The organism is Sphingobacterium thermophilum, assembly GCF_039541675.1.
GTDB classification, from domain to species: Bacteria; Bacteroidota; Bacteroidia; order Sphingobacteriales; family Sphingobacteriaceae; genus Sphingobacterium; species Sphingobacterium thermophilum.
In genome coordinates this window covers 244,814-266,675 of the sequence record NZ_BAABGR010000006.1, presented here as the reverse complement: position 1 = coordinate 266,675, position 21,862 = coordinate 244,814, and the positions used below count along the sequence as shown (strand labels likewise).

Here is a 21,862-nt window from a genome sequence, read left to right as displayed (position 1 = left end):
CCTATTATGTGCCGGAATATCCCGGATTCTGGTCTCCTTGAAGGGTCGGATCTGCCGACATAGTTCCCAAATCTATTGGCCATAACAACTTATGACGCTGCCCTTCTACATCTTCCAACACACCTACCAGTGGTAAATCTACACGAAATACCAGTGGTTTTCCGTTTGCGTCCTGCATTCTACGAAGGTCAAACCACCGTTTACCTTCCGAGACAAACTCTTTAGTGCGCTCATAGAAAATCGCCAATTCATTAGCCTCAAAATCACTACGCACAAACTGAGGTGCTGCAGTGCCCATCGCACGACGACGTACGGCCATAATCTCCTCCGTAGGATCTTCTCCTAACTTGTTTTTTATTTCTGCCAGCAACAGGTATGCCTCCGCCAACCTGTAAATCGGATAATCGTCAGAGTAGTTACGCACACCATCTACTATAGTTCCCAAGAACTTGCGCATCACTACTGCACGAACACTCCCTTTATTAAAGTTAAGGAAAGTAGCATTTGCTCTTTTATCTTCTTTATCGTATAAGTCATATAGATCTATCTTGTATTCATAGCGGATAATAGACCCACTAGAAGCCACCTGTAGAGGATCCGAAGGAATAGGGTTACCTGCATCATCTACATAGCCGCTTATGTCGTCCGACTGTGCATATAAGAAGTTATTGAAAAAGTTGGTTGCCTCTCCTTGTTGGTAGCGTATGGTAAAAATAATCTCACTATTACCTTTTGAAGCTGGAACGCTAGCACTTGAAAACACACGTGCAAAGTCCACCTGTAAGGTAAAACGTGGAATTACCGTTTCCACAGCTTGCTTAGCTGTCTGCAGGTCCGCCTGAACACTTTGTGGCTGTTGTCCATCGATAAGCACTTTAGCAGACCATAGGTATACCTCCGTCTTCAGCATCTGCGTAGCTGCTAAGCTCCACTGCCCTTTTTGTGATTGAATGGTATAATCTCCATTAAAATTCTGAATAGACTTTTCTATGTCCGCTTTGATAAAATCTAGAGTTTCCTTCTCAGTCTGACTGCGTGGGGTATATCCTTCTTCCGCAGATGAAGGTGTCTTTATCGCAGCCTTTGGCTCTGTAACTATAGGCACTCGTCCATAGGTACGATAAAGGTAGAAATAGTAGAACGCACGTAGCCCGTAAGCTTGGCCAAGGTAATATCCCTTTTTCCGCTCACTCAGAAAAGTAGCCTGCTCCACCTGATAAATGAAATTGTTAATCTGGAATATTGTGGAATACAGTCCTGCCCAAGAGCTATATCCCGGAGCACTCTCGCGAATATCTTGTGATATTACGGAAGGTGAGTTCAGCGATGCTGTTCCGGTGAAGCTTGTACCTGTGCGCAGTGTACCTCCTCTTAGCTCTCCCAAGCCCCAAAATGTCTGCTGCTGGCCTCTGACCAAGTTGTGAATCCCCAACATGGCGCCGTTCACCTGGGATTCATTTTTCCAGAAGCTGCCGCTGGAGAAGTAATCTTCCGGAGCTAAGTCTAAATCCAAGTGATCACACGAAGTAACGATCTGCATGGATGCAGCGGCCAATATAGCGATGAATATCTTTTTCATGATATAATCCTGTTAGAAAGTTAATTGTAAACCGAAAATTACTGTACGTGGCAAAGGATACCCCCCACCTCCTTGTCCTACACTACCACTCTCTGCAGAAAACAATGTGTTTTTAGTCCAATAGTGCAGATTTTGTCCTGTCAAAGAAAATGTCATACCTTCCATCCTAGCCTTTTGTGCTATAGAAGTAGGCAAACGGTACGAAAGTGTCACTTCACGAAAAGAAAGATAATCTCCTTTATTATAGAACATTGTACTTTCTCTACTTGTGTTATTTTTAAACAGCTGATCTGCCCAATAGTAGGTAGGATATTTTGCATTCGGATTGTCTGGAGTCCAAGTATCAAAGACCTCTTTTGTTGTGTTAAACGTTCCTTGCATCATGCCCAAGAACCATGCACGCGGACCATCGTAGGCTACAAAGCCCAATGCATAATCGAAACGTGCACTAAGACTCAAGTTTTTCCAGCTAGAATAAAATCCGAAGCCTCCCGTCCAGCGTGGTTTGGTATTTCCTACATAAACTCTATCGTAAGTGTTGATCACGCCATCACCATTGACATCCCTCCACATCACATCGCCCAAAGCTATTGGATAGTACCGCTCTTTATCTGCTGCACTTAAAGCTGCATAGGCATCCGGGTGTACCAACGGACGGTTACCCATATAGTCTATCAGCCCTGTCGCATATCTATCCAAATCTTCCTGTGTTCGAATGATGCCTATAGCTTCATAAGCATAAGCGACATTGGGATCTTGCCCTTCCTGATAACCACCTACCCACACCAATTCTTTCGTGTTAGGGTCATACACCTGAAACCCTCCCTGACGGTTATTTTCCACACCGTTATATGGCAACTTCAAGATCTTGTTTCGATTGTAGGCCGTGTTCCAATTGAACGACAAGCTCCAGTCCTGCTTACGGACAATTTGGTAGTTTAGATCTATTTCCAACCCTTTATTTTCCATATCACCATTGTTGGTGGTGATAGAAGTGAATCCAGCAGAAGAAGGCAACACTAATGTGGCGATTTTATCCGATGTAGTGCGATGGTAATAAGCTAGTGATAGGTCTATTCGATTAAGCAACTTTGCTTCCAGCCCTACTTCTTTGGTGATTAGACTTTCCCATTTTAATCCAGGAATACTTAGACTGGTCATATTATAACCTACCTGGCCATCATAATTGGCGGTGCCGTAAGCTCCTTGCAGTGTATAGGTTCCTATTCCCCCCACGTTACCATTAGCTCCCAAACTTGCTCTCAACTTCAGGTTGTTCACGTAATCGCTGAAGCTTCCCAATTTCTCACGGTAAAAACTTTCGTTGCTAATATTCCATCCTAACGAGATGCCCGGAAAAGTACCCCAACGATTATCCAAAAGTGTAGAATATCCATCACGTCTTACCGTTAGCGTCATTAGATAACGCTGGTCATAATCGTAATTCAATCGGCCAAAATAAGACATGATACGCTGGCGCGAGTGATATGAATCTATAGATCTACGGTTAGCTTCATTGCTAGTCAACCCCAAATCCATGAAGTCATCCGTCGGAGCTCCACTGCCGGACGCAGACAGACCATTATTGTAGGAATCGTAAAACTCCCATCCTGCCATAGCATCCACCGAATGGCGGTCTGCAAATTTCTCATTATAGTTCAGAACTGCATTGTATGTCTGGCTTAATGTCTTATCATAGGAGGCCGAAGAACTCCTTGTACGCACCCAGCTACCAGGGCTTGATAGATAATCCTTATTGAATCCTTCATAATGTGTTTGATTCAAAAACCAGGTTCCATTTGTCCGTAAGCTTAGATTGTCGAAGAAGTTTATTGTAAAGGCCTGACCCATCGTAAACTTTTGGTTTAGATTACGACGAATGAATTTATCGTCATTTACCTGAGGGTTGCCATCTGCCCAATCACGCCCCAATAGCAATTCTCCCAAGTGATTTCTACCCCGCATGGTCGGAGGAGCTCCCAACGCACGGCTCATATAGTTACCTTCCGAGTTGATAGGATCTCTCCATTTTGTGTGAGCAAAATTGAATGTAGAATTAGAAGTGATAAAAGGCTTTATTTTATAATCACCGTTAAGGATGAAAGTCAGCCTATCGTAATAAGTATTAATGGGTAGACCTTTTTCATCGTATTTTCCGAGGCTAGCATAATATTGACCTTTATTATTGCCTCCCTGCATAGATACATTATAGTCTTGTGTAGTGCTGGCATTACGCAAAGCATAGTCGGCATAAACAAATTCCGTGAAGATCAGCTCTCTACCTGTCACAGGATCTATCATAGTTTTCCACCCCTCATTCAAAAGATGACGGTTCGTATCGTCCAAAAACATCGTACTCCATACCGCCGCACTGTTTTGGTTTCCGTCCAAAATATTTCCGCCATCATCATAATACCGGTTTCCAGTACCGAAAGGTCCTACGGCCGTCAGCTGGTTAAGCTGACTAGGCTGATATTGTCCCGAAACCTGAACCGACTTCCTAGTCCAATATAAGTAATCTTCAGCATTGAGAAATTCGAAAGGTAAATTGATGGTATTCACCCCTACCTTTGCGCGAGCATCTATAGAAGAAACACCCTCTTTTCCTCGCTTAGTAGTAATTAATATTACACCGTTGGAAGCACGCGCACCATAAATAGCTGTGGCTGATGCATCTTTAAGGACATCAATAGATTCTATATCCGCCGGATTAATATCTTGGAATCCTCCTCGCACTACACCGTCTACAATAATAAGTGGCGAACCACTTCCATCGTAAGAAGTACCTCCACGCAAAACAATATTGGGTACCGCACCAGGACGCCCTGACACCTGCTGCACACGAAGTCCCGGAATAGTACCGGCTAAAGCTGAAGCAGGATTCGAACGCACACCGGTTTCTAACACTCGCTTATCCAAACGCGATACAGACCCCGTCAAGTTTGACTTCTTGATTGAACCATATCCCAACACTACTACCTCTTCCAGCTCTTCATTCAACGCTCGCAACGTGACAAGAAGAGAGCTCAGATTTTGTAATGTAACGGTGCTGCTTTCATAGCCTACGGAAGTAAATGTAATTACATCACCGACCTTGGCCTGCAATGCAAAAGCACCGTCCTTGTCGGTCTGCGCGGTAACTTTCTGTGTTTCATTAGAGACACTAACTCCTACTAAAGCAGTGCCCTGATCAGACCTGACCAAGCCCTTTAAAATACTCTGTGCATAAGCAGCTAACTGCAACATACACATAGAAAACAATAAAAGAATCTTTCGCATAATCTTAGGTTTATTCAGTTTATAAGTTGGTAGAAAATTTTATTATGTATTACATAATACAGCAAATGTATAACATAAAACAATTCTTTACAAATCTTTTTTATTTTTCTATATTTGTTGCGTAATGAACTTATTATGAGTAAATCTTTGAGCACCACCGAGGACGTATTATCCACCATAGATACTTCCAGCCTCGTAGATAAAGCAGAGAAGAAAATTTTGGAATATATTCAAGTCAACCAACTCAAGGTAGGCGACAGCCTTCCCAAAGAGTTGGATTTATCTGAAATGTTGGGAGTAAGCCGTACTGTCGTAAGAGAGGCTTTGCTAAGACTAAAAAGTATAGGACTGATAGAATCCAAAAAACATAAAGGTGCTGTCATCACAAACCCTGATGTGTTGGGATCTTTTAAAAAGATCTTTCATCCCTCTCTTCTGGATAAAAACACACTCAAAGACCTTTTCGAAATGCGTCTGGCATTGGAAATCGGTATTGCGGATTTTATCATCAACAGAATCACGGAAAAAGATATTCGTGAACTCGAAGAGATGACAGAAAAAATAGTTTCTGGAGATACAGCCTTACCTTGGAACATCGAAGACGAAAAGAAATTTCATGGCAAACTTTACGAAATCTCTGGCAACGGCATGCTGTTGGAACTACAGGAAATGCTCATCCCTATCTTTCAATACGTTCACCAGTCCGGAATCCTTGAAAAACCTATCGTAGAGGGAGATTTTATATCCCACAAAGAGCTGGTGGAAGTACTGAAGAAAAGAGATGCCGACGCCTACCGCAAAGCAATACGCATTCACCTGAACAACCATTTCGCCCGAATTTTAGCATAACAGCTTACTCTTCTTTTGGCTTAAAGCTAATAGTAAAAAATTAGCTTTAAGCCTCCTTTCCTTCATTTCCTTCGAAAATTCCTATTTTTAGAGATTATGGCACTTAAAGTATTGAAATTTTTTATGCAGATCATACTCATACTTCTTGCTGTAATCCTTCTTGGAGGATTAATATATATGCGTTCCGAACGTTTTGGCGCTTCTGCCGAAGGAGAAAGGCTCCTGAAAATGCAGCAACAGAGCAACTATAAAGATGGAGTGTTCGAAAATCTGGAACATACCCCTCCATTGGCAGAAGGTACCACCTATTCGGACATGATCCGTAGTTTTTTCTTTTCGAAGAAAGAACGTAACATTCCATCCTCTCCTCTTCCGGTTGTAAAAACGGACCTGAAAGCTCTCCCTTCCGACAGCGATTTATATGTGTGGTTTGGACACTCTTCCTATCTACTTCAACTGGACGGAAAAAAGATTCTTGTAGATCCTGTGTTCAGCACCTATGCTTCTCCTGTCCGTATCAGTGCCAAAGCATTTCCTATGCAATATAAATACACACCGGAAGATATTCCCGAGATCGACATCTTAGTAATTACCCACGACCATTGGGATCATCTGGACTACAACACCTTCATGGCCATAAAAAGTCGCGTAAATCATATAGTGACTTCGTTGGGGGTTGCCGCTCATCTGGAAAAATGGGGATATCCTTCCCAACAGATTTCCGAACTTTGCTGGGGAGAATCGGCACAGATTGGGTCCTTTACCTTTACGGCCACCACCTCACGTCACTTCTCCGGACGTACATTCAAACGCAACACCACCCTTTGGTCCTCTTTTGTGGTGCAAAGCACTACCTTAAAAATCTTTATCGGAGGGGATAGCGGATACGGTAAGCATTTCAAACAGATAGGCGAACAATATGGACCTTTTGACTACGCCATCCTCGAAAACGGACAATACAATCCCATGTGGAAATACATACACATGATGCCCGAAGAAGTAATTCTCGCCGCCAAAGACCTCAACAGTCAATATACCATCCCTGTTCACAACTCCAAATTTGCTTTGGCAATGCATCCTTGGGATGAACCTATGATACGTATCGCCAACGCTGCACAACAGCATAACATCTCTCTTGTAACACCTCGCATCGGAGAAATAGTACCTTTAAAAGAATACCGCCCACTCCCGTATTGGTGGGAAGATGTGGACTAACACAAACAAGCCGCTAGCAAAATTGTATTTATTAATATAGATTAAGTTTTATTCGTTCCAATAGACACAATTTTGCACCAAACAAAAAAGAAGAAGTTATGAAAACAATATTTAAAGTTCTTGCAGCCCTGTTGATAATATGCAACTGCGCTTATGGTCAGGTGAAATGGGAGGTAGACCCGGCACATACCAACGTCCGATTTGAAGTTAACCACCTAGGTATTGCTTTTGTGGACGGGCAATTCAAAAAATTAGAAGGTAGCGTTGAAACTAAAAGTGACAAAGATTTCAACGGTGCAAAAATCAATTTTATCATCGACGTAAACAGCATAGACACTCGTGTGGAAATGCGTGACAACCACCTTAAATCAGATGATTTTTTCAGCGCACAAAAATATCCTACGATGAAGCTGGAAAATGCGGTATTGAATGGAAAAGATGGTAATTACACATTGACAGGAGATCTCACTATCCGTGATATAACCAAAAAAGTCACTTTCACCGTAAAACAAAACAACGGTATCATTACCGATCCTTGGGGAAAAACGAGAGCTGGATTCACCGCTACAGGACGTATTAACCGCTTTGATTTCGGCATCCAATACGCAGATAAACTTCCTACTGGTGTAATGGCTGTAGCTCCGGAAGTGGAGCTTACCATTAACGTAGAGTTAGTAAAAAATTAATCTCCTACCTATCAAAATATTGAAAGCCATTAAGTTCTTCTTAATGGCTTTTTTGCATTATATATTTCCACTAAATACAAGAAAAGATTAAATTGTACCCTAGATCGTTCAACCTAATCTACAATGAAAAAAGCGCAAGAAATAAGCAGTTTCTTTTATAGTCAATACTTCGCGGAAGGTATACGGATCACATTGGGCTCTATTATCCCCATTATCGTCTGTGCCTTGTTGGGAGAATTTGAAAAAGGAACCTTAATATCTCTTGGTGCATTGATCATTGGATTGTCGGACACCCCAGGTGCGCCGCAACATCGCAAGCTGGGCATGTACTACTGCCTCCTGCTGTCGGCCATAACCATACTCATCACAGCCATAGCCAACGACTACCTTTACATCATGACCGTAATATTGGCGGTGGCCTCCTTCTTTTTTGCCATGCTGGCTGTATTCAACTCCCGTGCTGCCACCGTAGGCATGATGGGCATTTTGGTCATGCTCATCAACATCGACGGAAAATACAGCTTCCAACAAGAACTCGTCTATCTTGGCCTTTTCATCATTGGAGCCCTATGGTATATGGTCATAAGCTTCTCCTTGATGCAGGTGAAGCCGTACCGTCTGGCACAACAGGAACTTTCCGAAACTATCGTACAGGTAGCTGACTTTATCCGTTTGAAGGCCAACTTCTATGACCTCAAAATAAACCCGGATGAAAACTACCTTAAACTCGTAGAAAAACATATTAGCATAAATCAACACCTCGAAAATGTTCGTGACATACTCTTCCAAAGTAAACGGTCCATCAAAGACACCACACTAGAAGGCCGTTACCTGACACTCATTTTCACGGATATCGTGGACCTGTTCGAACAGAGTATGACCACACACTATGACTATAGTGCCATACGTAACAAATATGCCGATTCGGGACTCCTCGAAAAACTAAAAAACACTATAGATAAAATTGCCCATGAACTCGACAACATTGCTTATCGACTGAATGCAGGAAAACGTCCTACTCCCATCTACGATTTCAGCAAGGAAATAGACAAATTGCGTATGGCCATTGACCAGTACGATAAACAAAACAATAGCAATTCTATCCCTCTCAAAAAGCTGGCAATCAATATACGCTCCATCGTCAAACATATTGCCGAAATATACAGATACAGCCAGCTTAAAGCTTCCGAGATGCCTAAATACGATAATATACAAACCAAAAAATTCGTTGAAACGGACATCCTGAATTGGCAGAAGTTTAAGGACAACCTCAGCCTGCAATCCAGCGTTTTCAGGCACGCCATGCGCATGTCTATCGTATTGTCCGCGACATTCTTTTTATTCCAGATCTTTAACTATTCAACATTCACCACGTATTGGATACTATTGACCATCATGGTGATTCTTAAGCCGGGATTTGGATTAACCAAAGAAAGAAACGTACAGCGGCTTATAGGGACAACCTTAGGAGGTATCATTGGAGGTATCATCCTATTAACTGTACCGGACACCACCTTGCGCTTCGCCATTCTCATCATATTTTTCCTCATAGCATACAGCCTATTCCGTATCAATTATATCATGGCGGTCATGTTTATGACTCCCTATGTGCTTATCATGCTTAGCTTTACAGGTATGAATACCTTTGAGATGGCCAAAGAGCGTATTATCGATACCTTCATCGGAGGTACCATAGCCTTCTTGTCTAGTTATGTAATATTCCCCAATTGGGAAAGTTTACAGATTAAGAAGAATATGTACCACCTCTTAGTAGCCAACTATAAATATTTGGCACAGGCCATCCTCATGCTATCGGACAGAAAAATATCCGCTACAGAATATAAGCTGGCACGTAAGGAAGTGTATATTGCTTCCGCCAACATGGGCTCCACCTTCCAACGACTTCTGACTGAGCCTAAATGGAGACAAAAACACACCAAAGAAGTCAACCGTTTCGTCATCCTAAACCATATTTTTTCCTCTTATACAGCGACCGTACTAACCCAAATGTTCAATACCGAAAATCAATATTTCACAAAAGAGCATGTACGGCTCGTACTCAAATCTCTCTCTAATCTTGAACAAGCTATCCGTGCATTAAACCTGCACGAAAGTCAACAGATAGAGTTTATAAAGTCCTTCGACAAGCAATTTACGGACACCAGCAATGAAGACACAATTATAATTACCGAACAATTACAATTTTTGGCTAAAATTTCAGGAGATTTGCAAAAAAACGTCGCCGACATAGCGACCAAAGAAATTTAACAGGAAATGGATAATATATACGATGTTTTGATTATTGGTGCCGGTCCTATTGGCATAGCTTGTGGTATTAATGCTAAAAAGAATAATCTAAGCCATATCATCATAGAAAAAGGCTGTCTTGTAAATTCATTGTACAATTATCCAATCAATATGACCTTCTTCTCTACTTCCGAAAAGCTGGAGATTGAAGATATTCCTTTTGTAACGACAAATCCGAAGCCCAAACGTGCAGAAGCTCTAGAATATTACCGTCGAATACACAATAAATTTTCGCTTAACACTAAGCTCTTCGAAGAAGTGTTAAGCTGTGAGAAGAAAGGAAATATCTTCCATGTCACTACGACAAAGGGCAGCTACCAAGCTCAACATGTCATTGTTGCCACCGGTTTTTACGACATCCCTATGCTTCTGAACATTCCGGGAGAAGATCTGCCGAAGGTAAGCCATTATTACAACGACCCACACTATTATGCCGGACAAAATGTGGTGGTCGTAGGCGCTAGCAACTCTTCCATAGACGCTGCTTTGGAGACCTACCGTAAGGGCGCCAATGTGACTCTAGTCATCCGAGGTACGGAAATAAGCCCTCGTGTGAAGTATTGGGTACGTCCCGATATCTTGAACCGTATCGCCGAAGGGTCTATCACGGCATATTTCGAAAGCAACCTCACCGAAATCCGGGAAAATGAAGTAGTCATACAAACCAAAAGCGGCGAAAAAATCATTCCTAACGACTTTGTACTGGCCCTCACCGGCTACCGACCTAACTTTGAGCTGCTACGCCGATTTAATATCTCCATACCTGAAGAGAGCCCTATGATTCCGCATCATAATCCTGAAACTATGGAAACCAACGTGGAAGGAATGTATCTAGCAGGGGTAGTCTGCGGCGGATTGAACACCCATCTGTGGTTTATAGAAAACTCTCGTATCCACGCCAAGATAATTATAGATGATATTTTAAGAAAAGGAGCTAGACTTTAAGTCCGGCAACAAAAATGTCAGCGAGTTTTTTTTGCATAGAAAGGATAGCATCGAATTCCGACTTATCCGGGATAAAATCGTTTTTAAAATCCTTGAGCAGCGAAATGCGCATCCCTATCGTTCCGAACAAGAAAATACGTGCAGCTTCCGTCGTATCCACCTTTTTGAGTTCTCCACGTTCTATTCCTCGCCTAAAGACCTGCTCTACGATTTTCTGCTGGCGTTCAAAGGATCTTATAAGAATAGCCTCCAGCTCGGCGGGAAGTTCCTTACGCATAACGATAGTGTACTCCATAAGGTTGAAGTATTTTTTCTTGAAGTCCATATTTACTTCCAAGATAGTATGAATGCCCTCCAACACTGTGCTAGTCTTCTCTACTGCTTCCTTCGTAGTTTCTAAGGACTCTTCAATAAGATTTTCTAAAACAGCCGAATACAGACTATTCTTATCAGGAAAATAATAGTATAACAAGGCTTTGGAAAAAGATAAGTCCTTGGCAATCTCCGCCATGGTGGTTTTCGCCATACCATAATGAGCAAATCTTCTCTTTGCAATTTCTATTATTCTACTTCTCTTCTCGTCTGCATTTACTGCCATATTGTTTAATAAAATCTTTAGCTGTTTTTACTGTCTTTATCTTATCTTTACACGCAAGAATTCTTTATCTAAAGATACTATTTTTAATTTCAATTATTGCGTAAAACAAATTTGACACCGTGAAAATACAGAATAACATTGATTTAAAGCCATACAATACTTTTGGCGTCCATGCGCTCGCAAATCAGTTTATCGAAATTAACCATGAAAATCAGCTAATTGAGCTTTATAATTCTGGTATTTTCAAAAATAAATTTTTCGTCCTAGGTGGCGGAAGTAACATACTTTTTACGCAAGATTTTGAAGGAACCATCATTAAAATCGCCAATAAAGGTATTCAACATTTTATCGAAGGCAACAATATTTACGTCACTGCCGCAGGAGGTGAAATATGGAATGACCTCGTATGGTATTGCGTTGACCATGGTTTTCCGGGTTTGGAAAACATGGCCTTGATTCCTGGAACAGTAGGGGCCTCTCCTATCCAGAATATCGGTGCTTACGGTATCGAACTGATGGATATCATGTACACCTGTCGAGCTTTCGATACAATGACCGGCGAGTTCAAAACTTTCAGCAATCAGGATTGTGGTTTTTCCTACCGGGACAGCATCTTCAAATCCAAATACAAAGGTCGCTTCATCATTGTGTCGGTAACCTATAAACTAAACCTTCATAGTAAACTCAACACCTCATACGGCGCTATTGAAGCCGAACTAGCAAAAAGAGGAATATCAAATCCCACTATAAAAGACATAGCAGAGGTCGTTTCCCATATCCGTGTAGAAAAACTTCCCGACCCAAGCACCATTGGCAATGCAGGTAGCTTCTTCAAAAATCCTATCATCCCAAATTTCCAGCTTGAAAAACTAAAAGAAGTCTATCCGAACATCGTATGCTTTCCTATGGACGACACACACACCAAAGTAGCGGCAGGCTGGCTTATCGAACAGTGTGGATGGAAAGGTAAAGAAGTAGGAGAAGTAGCAATATGGAAAAATCAAGCCCTTGTGATTACCAATAAAAACAAAGCCACAGGAAAAGAAATTTTTGAGGTGTCGTCACTCATTATTGATGATGTAAAGGAAAAATTTGGCATAACACTGGAAAGAGAGGTAAACATACTATAAAAAAGTTTTCCACAATTCTTAAAAACTTATCTTAATAAAATTTTCCAATCGCGCTTAATACCTCCATAAAGCGCGAACTTTATTATTTTTATTTATAAATAACAAAATTTTAACAATTCGCAATAATTTTTAGCACAGTCTTTGCATTGTAATTCGGGCAAGGTAGTTTGACTATCGTGAATAGACATTTTATTTCGATAAATAACTATTCATTAAAACTACTAATTCGAAAATTACAAACCGTAGTGCTATGAATAGAACAAAATTTAATGCTTTAGTAATTCAACAGGCGGACTCGTTGAGATTGTACGCTCGCAACTTTACTAAAGATCATGATGACGCAAACGATTTGGTTCAGGACACCTTGTTGAAGGCAGTAACCTATTTTAAAAATTTCAGGGAAGGAACCAATTTAAAAGGATGGCTGTACACCATCATGAAGAACACCTTCATAAACAACTATCGACGTAATACCAAATCCAACAGCTTCATCACCAAAGAAGAGGAAATTTCGCCTGTAAATTTGGTGCATTCAGCGACAAAAAACCAAGGTGAAAATAGGTTCATTATGGAGGACATCAATTCGGCGCTATCTTCGCTGGCCGAAGATTACTATACTCCTTTCACCATGTATTATGAGGGCTATAAGTATCATGAAATCTCCGAACACCTCAACATTCCTATCGGAACGGTGAAAACGAGAATTCACGTAGCCCGAAAAACCATGAAAAAAACACTATCTGCCTATAAATTCTAAAGAATATGTAATTTAGGAGGTATGAACGAAGAATACCTCCCTACGTACACCCGATCTCAGCTAGCATTAAGAAATGGACAAGACAAGCCGGAAATATGGGTTTGTTATGACGGTATTATCTATGACGTGAGTGAAAGCAGGCTTTGGCGTAAAGGCATGCATTACGAACATTGGGCAGGCCAAGATCTTACAGAGGAGCTGAAAGATGCACCACATACACATACTGTGTTCGAAAAATTCAAAAAAATAGGGAGACTGCTTTAAAGTCCTCCTATTTTTTTATCGTTATAAGAATCTATCTTGCTATTTCAAACTTTGAAAGTGCTACAAACTGCTGAATACGGTCAGCAATTTCTTCTTGCTGTAAATTCTGCAACCTTTCTGTACCGAATTTTTCGACACAGAATGATGCCATGGCCGAACCATAGATAATAGCATTTTTCATATTAGAAAAATTAATGGACTTCACTTTCGCCAGATAGCCTATAAATCCTCCGGCAAAGGTGTCACCAGCCCCCGTGGGGTCAAAGACATCAGCCAAAGGCAATGCAGGAGCCGAGAATATTTGTCCATCTCCAAATAACAAGGCGCCATGTTCACCTTTTTTGATAATCAAATAGCGGGGGCCCATAGCCAAAATCTTATCTGCTGCCCTCACCAATGAATATTCTCCTGAAAGCTGACGAGCCTCTTCGTCGTTAATAGTTAGTACGTCCACCTTTTGCAATACCTTCTTCAAATCTTCCAGTGCCACATCCATCCAGAAGTTCATCGTATCCAACACCACCAGCTTCGGTTTATTTTGAAGACGCTCCAAGGTATGAAGTTGAACTAACGGAGTAAGGTTTCCTAATAACAAGTATTCACAATCTTGGTACGATATCGGAATTTTCGGATCGAAGTCAGCCAATACGTTAAGCTCGGTAATCAAAGTGTCTCGGCTGTTCATATCATTGTGATATTTACCAGACCAGAAAAACGACTTACCACCCTTTACCACTTCCACTCCTTCCACGTCGATACCTCTGGATTTGATGATGTTGATATTGTCGCCGAAATCTTCGCCAATCACACTGACCAACTTTACCTTATCATACAAATAAGACGCCGACAGCCCGGCGAAGGTAGCGGCCCCTCCAACAATCTTATCTGTCTTTCCAAATGGTGTCTCAATAGCATCAAAAGCTACCGTACCAACTATAACTAAACTCATTTTTCAATCGATTATATGGTTTTGCAAAACAAAAAAACGGCACCACCGCCGAATTTTTTGGATCCTAAAGCCGGAATCGAACCAGCGTCTTCTGAATAATATCAGATGCTCTACCCTACTGAGCTACAAAGGATTCAATCCTCCCTTATTCTCCTTCCTCATTCCTCTGGAGGTATAGCTTTTTTAGCGCGTAAAATTAATCATTTAATCACGATTACCCAAATTAAGAGACACTTAATCAAAGTCCTATTCTTTTTCCAAAACAATATACCGTTTGAATTGTAATAAAATATATCTTTAACAAATTCAGCATAATTTATCAATGAAACAAAAACTAGCTCTACACTGGCAAATATTAATTGGTATTGTAGCAGGTATAGCAATAGGTATCCTATGCCTTCAGTTCAACGAAGGAAAATCGTTTGTTCTGGATTGGATAAAGCCCTTTGGAACAATCTTCATCAACCTCCTAAAATTAATAGCCATACCGCTAATCATTGTTTCCCTTATCAAGGGTATTTCGGACTTGAAAGATGTAACCCAGCTGTCCCGTATGGGTATTAAAACCTTTGCTATCTACATCACAACTACCGTCATTGCCGTATCCATCGGACTTATATTGGTTAACCTCATCCAACCGGGCACCTTTTTAAATGAAAATACAAGGCAGGAGATGCTTTCCTCTTTTGGCGGAGAAATACAACAAAAGGTTGATCAGGTCAATGAAATACAAGAAAAAAGAGGCCCCTTACAGGTCCTTGTAGATATTGTTCCTGAAAATATTTTCAGTGCCATGTCGTCCAACAGCAATATGCTTCAAGTAATTTTCTTTAGCCTTTTGATTGGCATAGCCATGGTTTCTCTTCCTTTTTCCGAAATTGAACCACTCAAGAAGATTACTGATGCTGCCAACCTTGTAGTTTTAAAAGTGGTGGATATCATGATGCTCTTTGCACCTTACGGCGTATTTGCTCTTATAGCCACCCTTATCGTGGAATCCCCATCTACCGATATGTTTAAAGCACTCAGTATGTATGCTGTTACCGTAATCTTAGGGTTACTGATTATCGTGTATGGCATTTATGGCTCTATTATTTTCCTATTTGGAAAAAGGAATCCGCTTGATTTTTTCCGAGCCATACTACCGGCACAACTACTAGCCATCTCTACAAGCTCCAGTGCGGCCACCCTTCCCGTTACCATGGAATGTGCCGAAGAAAACCTGAAACTACGGAAAGATGTAATAAGCTTTGTCTTACCCATAGGCGCAACTATAAATATGGACGGTACCTGTCTTTATCAAGGGATAGCCGCCGTCTTCATCGCGCAGGTGATGGGCTATGATCTTACTCTTGCCCAGCAATTAAGCATAGTACTTACCGCAACATTAGCATCCATAGGAGCTGCAGCAGTACCAGGAGCAGGCATATTGATGCTGGTTATTGTCTTAGAATCTATTGGTGTAAATCCTGCAGGAATAGCATTGATCTTTGCCATAGACAGACCTTTAGACATGTTGCGCACCGCAACCAATGTAACAGGGGATGTCATGGTAGCTACGCTAATGAATGGTAATTCAGAAAAAGATATTTCTGCATGAAGATAAAACTAAGAAAGTTAACGCTTCTCTACACCATAAAAAAAGTCCGACTTTCAAATGAAAATCGGACTTTATTATGCTCCTGAAGCTGGGCTCGAACCAGCGACCCTCTGATTAACAGTCAGATGCTCTAACCAGCTGAGCTATTCAGGAGTCTCTTGTAGGTTTTTCTACGCCACAAAGATAATACTTTAAAATATTCTTTACAAGACCTAAAGTAAAATTCTTCGTAACACACTCAAACCTACAATCTTTATGATTATTCTTCTGTCCTATATAATCTCTATTTTTGCTTTTTCATAGCTTTCGTGGTGCACATTCGCCACAGCACGGCCTGAAGGATCATTCAAGTTTTGGAAAGAAGCATCCCACAACAAAGCTTCCGGTGTGCTACATGCTACGGACTTCACCGAAGGTACAGTCTTGGCCGCCGCCTCCGAAGGGAAATGCGACTCAAAAATCGAACGATAATAGTACTCTTCCTTGTTTTTAGGCGTATTTACAGGGAAACGCTCGGCAGCACTAGCAAATTCTTCATCCGACACCAAAGACTCTGCCTGAGCTTTTAGGGTATCTATCCAGCTGTAGCCTACCCCATCGGAAAACTGCTCCTTCTGGCGCCATACAATACTTTCAGGGAGATAATCTTCAAAAGCTTTACGAACCACCCATTTCTCCATGCGACCGTCTTTGATCATCTTATCTTCAGGATTCAGACGCATGGCCACATCAATAAACTCTTTATCCAAGAAAGGAACCCTTCCTTCCACACCCCATGCCGCCAAAGCTTTATTGGCGCGCAAACAATCGTATAGATACAGCTTTTTCAGCTTTCGTACAGTCTCCTCATGAAATTCCTTAGCATTTGGTGCCTTATGAAAATAGAGATACCCTCCAAACAATTCGTCTGACCCTTCTCCCGAAAGCACCATCTTTATGCCCATAGATTTGATGACACGTGCCAACATATACATGGGTGTTGAAGCACGTACTGTAGTGACATCATAGGTCTCCAAGTGATAAATCACATCGCGTATAGCGTCAAGACCTTCCTGTATGGTGAAGTTCACTTCATGGTGTATAGTTCCTATATGCTCGGCAGCCTTCTTAGCTGCTAACAAATCCGGAGCTCCCTTAAGTCCTACGGCAAAAGAGTGAAGCTGCGGATACCAAGCATCCTCCTTGTCGCCAGACTCGATACGCTTGGCAGCAAACTTTTTCGTTACGGCTGCCACTACCGAAGAGTCTAAGCCTCCGGACAGCAGTACGCCATAAGGCACATCAGACATCAGCTGTCTATGAACAGCAGCCTCCAAGGCTGCACGTAACTCATCAATGCTGGTATGGTTATCCTTTACGACATCATAGGACTCCCAATCTCTTTCATACCATTTTTTAGGTGTAAGACCTTCCTTACTGTAAATATAATGGCCCGGAGGAAATTGATCCATATTAGTGCAGAATCCTTCCAAAGATTTTAGCTCTGATGCAACAAAAAATTGCCCCAAGGCATCCTTGCCGTAGTACAACGGAATGATGCCCATATGATCTCGTGCTACAAGGAAAGAATCGTTACGTGCATCGTACAATGCAAAAGCAAAAATACCGTTCAATTCTTCAATAAAATCAACGCCTTTTTCCAAGTACAAGGCAAGTATCACTTCCGAATCCGAATTTGTCGCAAAATTATATTGTGGTAATGATTTTCGCAGTTCCTGATGATTATAGATCTCTCCGTTTACAGCCAATACTACATTTCCGTCAGGGCTATATAAAGGCTGACTTCCTGACTTTGGATCCACAATGGCTAAACGTTCGTGCGCAAGAATAGCTTTTGAAGAGCTGAATATACCGGACCAGTCTGGACCACGGTGTCTGATCCTTTTTGACATTTCCAATACCTGAGGTCTAATCTTAGCCTCTTCTTGCACTAAATCAAATGCTCCAATAATACCACACATAAATTATACGCTTTTTAGTTCTTCCTTTTATTATTTAACACAACAAAGTTATAGTCTTAAAAAACAAATTCATAACATTTTTTAATTTTTATTGAAATTTTAATAAAATATAAATCATTTTTATAAAAATATAACAAAACACTTAGGAAAAGCATGTGAAATATGAAATTATCAAAAACAAAAAAGGCGTCACTCTAGTGACGCCTCAAATATTTAGAGCTCAAATCAGATTAATGATGAGCGTGCTCTTCCTCTTTTCCGCCAATTTCTTTGTACAATGCAGAAACTTTTTCCAATTGCGCTTCAGCAAATTTTTGCAACTCAGCATTTGTATTGCGGGTAAGCTGAGTCAATTTGAATTTTACTGTTGCTAACTCATGCTGTGCGTGGTGAATATAGTCGCCATGGCCGTGAGCAGCATGTGCATGTGCAGCATGTGCTGATGAATCTACAGCAGCAGAATCCGCATGCGCTGATTCATGCAATTGAGGAATACCCTTGATAGGGAAATCAATTTGATATGCCGTAGCGATAGAATCCAACACAGGAATCAATTCACTATAATAAGCTTTTACCTTTCCGGCCACCTCTGCCGCTTTAGCATCTCCAGATTTTTCAGCTTCTTCCGCAGATTTTACACCTACTAGAGCTGTCTCTCCTACTATCTGAAAGAAAGAGTAAGCATCGCCGTCTACTAATGTAGTATGAGTGTATTTCAATTGATTTTGCTTTGCAGTGTCATGAACGCATGAAGTCATCATTGAACCTGCACATAAAGCCGCAACGAATAATGTATTTAATTTCATGATTTATCAATTTATCGACCACAAAAATATAAAATAAATGCTAAAGTTGTTAATTCTTTCCAAAGAGTATTATGCTAAATTTCTTCCTGCATTTACTACTCCATAGATTGTGCGACTTATCAACTTTCTGTACACTTCTTGATGCTCCTCACTGAATCTTTTGGATTCTATTCCGCGGATAGCATAATGCTGAATAATGAGCAATGGCAATACGATCTTCTCTCTAGCCAAGATGGAGGCCCGCTCTATAGGATAATTTTCCATCAAGGTTTCAGCATTGCTTAGCTTTAACAGATATTTTTTTGTCTTTTCGTACTCCTCATACAGCATAGTCCAAAAATCTCCAAATTCCTTATCTTCTTTCATATAAGAAGTTATATCGAAGTTGGATTTGGTCATAGACATCATACAGTTGTCGATCAGGGTATTGAAAAATCCTGAATTCTGGTACAGCTGTTTGACATATGACCAAAGGTTGTTTTCTTCAGCCCATTCCAAAGCCGTTCCTACGCCATAGAAGCCAGGAATATTCTGTTTGAGCTGGCTCCACGCCGTCACAAAAGAAATGGCACGCAAATCTTTCAGACGCAGCTCCTTATCCGAATTTCTCTTTACCGGCCGGCTGCTGATATTGATCGACGACAGCGCTTTCAGCGGACTAAGTTTTTCCAAGTATTTCAGGAACTTAGGATGATTACGCAACTCCATGAACTTGCGATGACTCTCGGAAGCTAGATCGTCGATTACACTCTTCTGCTTTTCGGTCAGTGTGTCGCTGCTGTTGGGCTTAATTTCGGATATCAGACCGGCATGCAACAGCTGCTCGATGTTGTACTGTGCTGTATCCAAAGAGCCATACTGACTACTGATTGTCTGTCCTTGAATCGTAAGCTGAATATGCTTGTTGGCAATTTCAGAGCCCATAGCCGCATAGAAACGCTGCGTCTTGCCACCTCCACGTGCTGGAGGTCCTCCACGCCCGTCAAAAAACACAAGATCAATATCATATTGTCTTGCCAGAGCCGTAAGCTCTACCTTTGCCTTATAAATAGACCAGTTAGCCATCAGATAACCACCATCTTTCGTGCTATCCGAAAACCCCAACATGATAGTCTGACGCTTTCCTCTACGCTTCAGATGCTCCGCATAGGCCTCATTATTATACAAGGTGTACATCACATTACGGGCACGTGCCAAGTCATCCACCGTCTCAAAGAGAGGAACAAAATCTATTGTCAACGTCTCTTTTTTCCATCCCTGCCATAAAAACAGCTGCATCAACCCTAAAATATCCGACGCCTGCTGACAGTTCGAAATGATAAAGCGCTGCGCCGCACGCTCACTACCCGCCTTCTGAATATCTTTAATAAGGCGAATGACTCCTAAAGTATCTTTCACCAGAGGGTCGGCATCCTCTTCATAGTCCAAAAGTTCTTCGTTGAAGATAAAGGCCTTCTGTTTTTCAGCTTCTTCTTTCTCTAGATCTGCAGCCTGAATACCGGTTTTGTCTGCATATTTCTCAACCACATATTGTAGCGTATTACGCAGCACTGAACTGTCCTGACGTATGTCCAACGTGGTGAAATAACATCCGAAAGTGTTGACCTTACGAATAAGATCTTCTACCAGTTCCACAAAAAGACCATTATGACTGGTCAGCAATACTTCTTTAATATTATGTAGATTTTCTAAAATCTTGGCAGTCTCATCCACTGGACATTCCACCGGATTGAAACTGTTGTTGTAAAACAGCTCTTGAAGATTCTCAAGATACTGTTCTACTCCACGGAACGTTATCCTGCGTTTCACCAAACGGAAATCGCGGTAATAACATCTGAACAGAATAGTACGCAACATGGTAGCTACCCTTTTGGTGCTCTCCACTGTAACGTTAGGATTACCGTCGCGGTCACCACCCGGCCAGAATCCCAGCTCGATAAGCTGCTTTACATCATCCGAAGGCAATTCCAGCTCGCTGTCAATCTTCGAATGTATGTTGGAAGTGACTTTATAGAATACGTTTTCCAGATACCAAGCTAGACTTACCGCCTCATCTACCGGAGTAGGTTTGTTCTTATTGATAAAAGGAGTTTTTCCAAGCTGCTGTAACAACAGATGGATATTTTGAATATCGTTCTTTTTGATAGCTTCAATTAAGTCATTGATAATCCCTAACACAGGCCCCGGATAAAATTGTGTAGGGTGAGCGGTAAGCACCAATCGTACGGAGAAGTCCTTCAGCTTCTCCACGATCTGATTCTTCAACTTCTTGTCGGACTGCGCCAACTTGAAAAGCGAATCCAAACCAGCGGTTTCGTCAGTCTTCTCTAAAGCTTGGAAAGAAGAATCCTCCACCGCATCGAACAATACCACCTGACGCTCAATATATTGTACTATACGGAACAACAGGTCTATACGATCTTCTTCCTGAACATATTGTTCATACTGCCCGAAGAAGGAATCTATAATTTCTTCTGGGGCCAAGTGCTGCTCTACTCCTTGCTCACAATGCGAAGCAAAAAAAGGCAGTAAGGTTCCCGTATGTTTTACACGTTGAAAAGGTAGCGTCAAAAATAAACTTTTAAACAGCTCAAAACGTGTCAAAACTTCATTTTCGAAGACTACTTGCTTTTGACTTAATTTCATCAGAAAGGATTATATTTTAATACTCTTAATATTATCTAGCTCAAAAATATACAATAATTGCAATAATACAAGCTATATTTTATCAAAACAAAATCAAAACAACTGTTTTGATAAAAAAATATAATCCAAAAAACAACAAAAGCAGCCTTATCAGACTGCTTTTGTACTTTCTTATTGCTCTTGTTTAGCTTCTGCCTTTTTTTTCTTTCTAGCGTTTTTTGATGGTCTTGTTTTTCCGTAAGTACCCTTGGTTAGCTTACCCCTTTTTGTTTTAATATCTCCTTTTCCCAT

General features: G+C 41.2%; 17 protein-coding genes and 2 tRNA genes. 9 read left to right on the top strand and 10 right to left on the bottom strand.

Annotated features, from left to right (window positions below; all coding sequences use genetic code 11):
* Positions 1–4 precede the first annotated feature (4 nt).
* Together ABD873_RS03210 and ABD873_RS03205 are read right to left on the bottom strand one after the other, a co-directional pair.
* Positions 5–1,579, bottom strand: a complete 1,575-nt coding sequence (locus tag ABD873_RS03210) for a RagB/SusD family nutrient uptake outer membrane protein (protein WP_345064570.1) — start codon at positions 1,577–1,579, stop codon at positions 5–7.
* A 12-nt stretch (positions 1,580–1,591) separates the two neighbouring features.
* The gene (locus ABD873_RS03205; RefSeq protein WP_345064567.1) at positions 1,592–4,858 is read right to left on the bottom strand and encodes a SusC/RagA family TonB-linked outer membrane protein; all 3,267 of its coding nucleotides are present in this window, start codon (positions 4,856–4,858) and stop codon (positions 1,592–1,594) included.
* Between the two features lie 135 nt (positions 4,859–4,993).
* Here ABD873_RS03205 and ABD873_RS03200 point away from each other — a divergent pair, with 135 nt between their 5' ends.
* The 5 genes from ABD873_RS03200 to ABD873_RS03180 all read left to right on the top strand — a co-directional run bounded on the left by ABD873_RS03200 (position 4,994) and on the right by ABD873_RS03180 (position 10,860).
* Positions 4,994–5,707, top strand: coding sequence for a FadR/GntR family transcriptional regulator (locus tag ABD873_RS03200; RefSeq protein WP_345064564.1), 714 nt, complete (start codon positions 4,994–4,996; stop codon positions 5,705–5,707).
* A 96-nt stretch (positions 5,708–5,803) separates the two neighbouring features.
* Positions 5,804–6,922: an MBL fold metallo-hydrolase gene (locus tag ABD873_RS03195; protein ID WP_345064561.1), complete on the top strand. Its 1,119-nt coding sequence runs from the start codon at positions 5,804–5,806 to the stop codon at positions 6,920–6,922.
* Between the two features lie 98 nt (positions 6,923–7,020).
* Positions 7,021–7,608, top strand: a complete 588-nt coding sequence (locus ABD873_RS03190; RefSeq protein WP_345064558.1) for a YceI family protein — start codon at positions 7,021–7,023, stop codon at positions 7,606–7,608.
* 123 nt (positions 7,609–7,731) lie between these two features.
* On the top strand, positions 7,732–9,876 hold the full coding sequence (locus ABD873_RS03185) for an FUSC family protein (protein ID WP_345064555.1): 2,145 nt from the start codon (positions 7,732–7,734) through the stop codon (positions 9,874–9,876).
* A gap of 6 nt (positions 9,877–9,882) precedes the next feature.
* Complete coding sequence (locus ABD873_RS03180) at positions 9,883–10,860, top strand: YpdA family putative bacillithiol disulfide reductase (protein ID WP_345064552.1); 978 nt, start codon at positions 9,883–9,885, stop codon at positions 10,858–10,860.
* Here ABD873_RS03180 and ABD873_RS03175 read toward each other — a convergent pair.
* Entirely contained in the window at positions 10,850–11,458 is a 609-nt protein-coding gene (locus ABD873_RS03175) for a TetR/AcrR family transcriptional regulator (RefSeq protein ID WP_345064549.1), read from the bottom strand. The two genes, ABD873_RS03180 and ABD873_RS03175, sit on opposite strands and share 11 nt — an antisense overlap.
* A 119-nt stretch (positions 11,459–11,577) precedes the next feature.
* On the opposite strand from ABD873_RS03175, the gene murB reads away from it, so the two are divergent.
* From murB to ABD873_RS03160, 3 genes are all read left to right on the top strand, one after another.
* Positions 11,578–12,588, top strand: a complete 1,011-nt coding sequence (gene murB / locus ABD873_RS03170; protein ID WP_345064546.1) for a UDP-N-acetylmuramate dehydrogenase — start codon at positions 11,578–11,580, stop codon at positions 12,586–12,588.
* Positions 12,589–12,838: 250 nt separating this feature from the next.
* Complete coding sequence (locus ABD873_RS03165) at positions 12,839–13,345, top strand: RNA polymerase sigma factor (RefSeq protein ID WP_345064543.1); 507 nt, start codon at positions 12,839–12,841, stop codon at positions 13,343–13,345.
* Between the two features lie 21 nt (positions 13,346–13,366).
* Positions 13,367–13,609 carry a cytochrome b5 domain-containing protein gene (locus tag ABD873_RS03160; protein ID WP_345064539.1) on the top strand — a complete coding sequence of 81 codons (243 nt, stop codon included), beginning with the start codon at positions 13,367–13,369 and terminating at the stop codon, positions 13,607–13,609.
* Positions 13,610–13,640: 31 nt separating this feature from the next.
* Here the strand turns inward: ABD873_RS03160 and ABD873_RS03155 are convergent, their stop codons facing one another.
* Together ABD873_RS03155 and ABD873_RS03150 are read right to left on the bottom strand one after the other, a co-directional pair.
* Positions 13,641–14,558 carry a PfkB family carbohydrate kinase gene (locus tag ABD873_RS03155; protein WP_039054592.1) on the bottom strand — a complete coding sequence of 306 codons (918 nt, stop codon included), beginning with the start codon at positions 14,556–14,558 and terminating at the stop codon, positions 13,641–13,643.
* Positions 14,559–14,616: 58 nt separating this feature from the next.
* A tRNA-OTHER gene (locus ABD873_RS03150) sits at positions 14,617–14,691 on the bottom strand.
* 189 nt (positions 14,692–14,880) lie between these two features.
* Between ABD873_RS03150 and ABD873_RS03145 the strand changes: the two genes are divergently transcribed.
* Positions 14,881–16,158: a dicarboxylate/amino acid:cation symporter gene (locus ABD873_RS03145; protein WP_345064535.1), complete on the top strand. Its 1,278-nt coding sequence runs from the start codon at positions 14,881–14,883 to the stop codon at positions 16,156–16,158.
* Between the two features lie 79 nt (positions 16,159–16,237).
* On the opposite strand, the gene ABD873_RS03140 is transcribed toward ABD873_RS03145, so the two are convergent.
* The 5 genes from ABD873_RS03140 to ABD873_RS03120 all read right to left on the bottom strand — a co-directional run bounded on the left by ABD873_RS03140 (position 16,238) and on the right by ABD873_RS03120 (position 21,862).
* Positions 16,238–16,311 (bottom strand) — tRNA-Asn (locus ABD873_RS03140).
* Positions 16,312–16,430: 119 nt separating this feature from the next.
* Positions 16,431–18,119, bottom strand: coding sequence for an asparagine synthase B (gene asnB, locus ABD873_RS03135; protein WP_345064532.1), 1,689 nt, complete (start codon positions 18,117–18,119; stop codon positions 16,431–16,433).
* A gap of 230 nt (positions 18,120–18,349) precedes the next feature.
* Positions 18,350–18,925: a hypothetical protein gene (locus ABD873_RS03130; protein ID WP_039053676.1), complete on the bottom strand. Its 576-nt coding sequence runs from the start codon at positions 18,923–18,925 to the stop codon at positions 18,350–18,352.
* 69 nt (positions 18,926–18,994) lie between these two features.
* Positions 18,995–21,571: a phosphoenolpyruvate carboxylase gene (locus ABD873_RS03125; protein WP_345064527.1), complete on the bottom strand. Its 2,577-nt coding sequence runs from the start codon at positions 21,569–21,571 to the stop codon at positions 18,995–18,997.
* A 171-nt stretch (positions 21,572–21,742) separates the two neighbouring features.
* Positions 21,743–21,862: a 30S ribosomal protein THX gene (locus tag ABD873_RS03120; protein WP_345064524.1), complete on the bottom strand. Its 120-nt coding sequence runs from the start codon at positions 21,860–21,862 to the stop codon at positions 21,743–21,745.

Coding starts and splice junctions, on each gene's coding strand:
- ABD873_RS03125 (WP_345064527.1), bottom strand. CDS start 21,571: ATGAAATTAAGTCAAAAGCAAGTAGTCTTCGAAAATGAAGTTTTGACA.
- ABD873_RS03165 (WP_345064543.1), top strand. CDS start 12,839: ATGAATAGAACAAAATTTAATGCTTTAGTAATTCAACAGGCGGACTCG.
- ABD873_RS03145 (WP_345064535.1), top strand. CDS start 14,881: ATGAAACAAAAACTAGCTCTACACTGGCAAATATTAATTGGTATTGTA.
- ABD873_RS03180 (WP_345064552.1), top strand. CDS start 9,883: ATGGATAATATATACGATGTTTTGATTATTGGTGCCGGTCCTATTGGC.
- ABD873_RS03200 (WP_345064564.1), top strand. CDS start 4,994: ATGAGTAAATCTTTGAGCACCACCGAGGACGTATTATCCACCATAGAT.
- ABD873_RS03195 (WP_345064561.1), top strand. CDS start 5,804: ATGGCACTTAAAGTATTGAAATTTTTTATGCAGATCATACTCATACTT.
- ABD873_RS03190 (WP_345064558.1), top strand. CDS start 7,021: ATGAAAACAATATTTAAAGTTCTTGCAGCCCTGTTGATAATATGCAAC.
- ABD873_RS03160 (WP_345064539.1), top strand. CDS start 13,367: ATGAACGAAGAATACCTCCCTACGTACACCCGATCTCAGCTAGCATTA.
- ABD873_RS03130 (WP_039053676.1), bottom strand. CDS start 18,925: ATGAAATTAAATACATTATTCGTTGCGGCTTTATGTGCAGGTTCAATG.
- ABD873_RS03155 (WP_039054592.1), bottom strand. CDS start 14,558: ATGAGTTTAGTTATAGTTGGTACGGTAGCTTTTGATGCTATTGAGACA.
- ABD873_RS03205 (WP_345064567.1), bottom strand. CDS start 4,858: ATGCGAAAGATTCTTTTATTGTTTTCTATGTGTATGTTGCAGTTAGCT.
- ABD873_RS03175 (WP_345064549.1), bottom strand. CDS start 11,458: ATGGCAGTAAATGCAGACGAGAAGAGAAGTAGAATAATAGAAATTGCA.
- asnB (WP_345064532.1), bottom strand. CDS start 18,119: ATGTGTGGTATTATTGGAGCATTTGATTTAGTGCAAGAAGAGGCTAAG.
- ABD873_RS03185 (WP_345064555.1), top strand. CDS start 7,732: ATGAAAAAAGCGCAAGAAATAAGCAGTTTCTTTTATAGTCAATACTTC.
- ABD873_RS03120 (WP_345064524.1), bottom strand. CDS start 21,862: ATGGGAAAAGGAGATATTAAAACAAAAAGGGGTAAGCTAACCAAGGGT.
- ABD873_RS03210 (WP_345064570.1), bottom strand. CDS start 1,579: ATGAAAAAGATATTCATCGCTATATTGGCCGCTGCATCCATGCAGATC.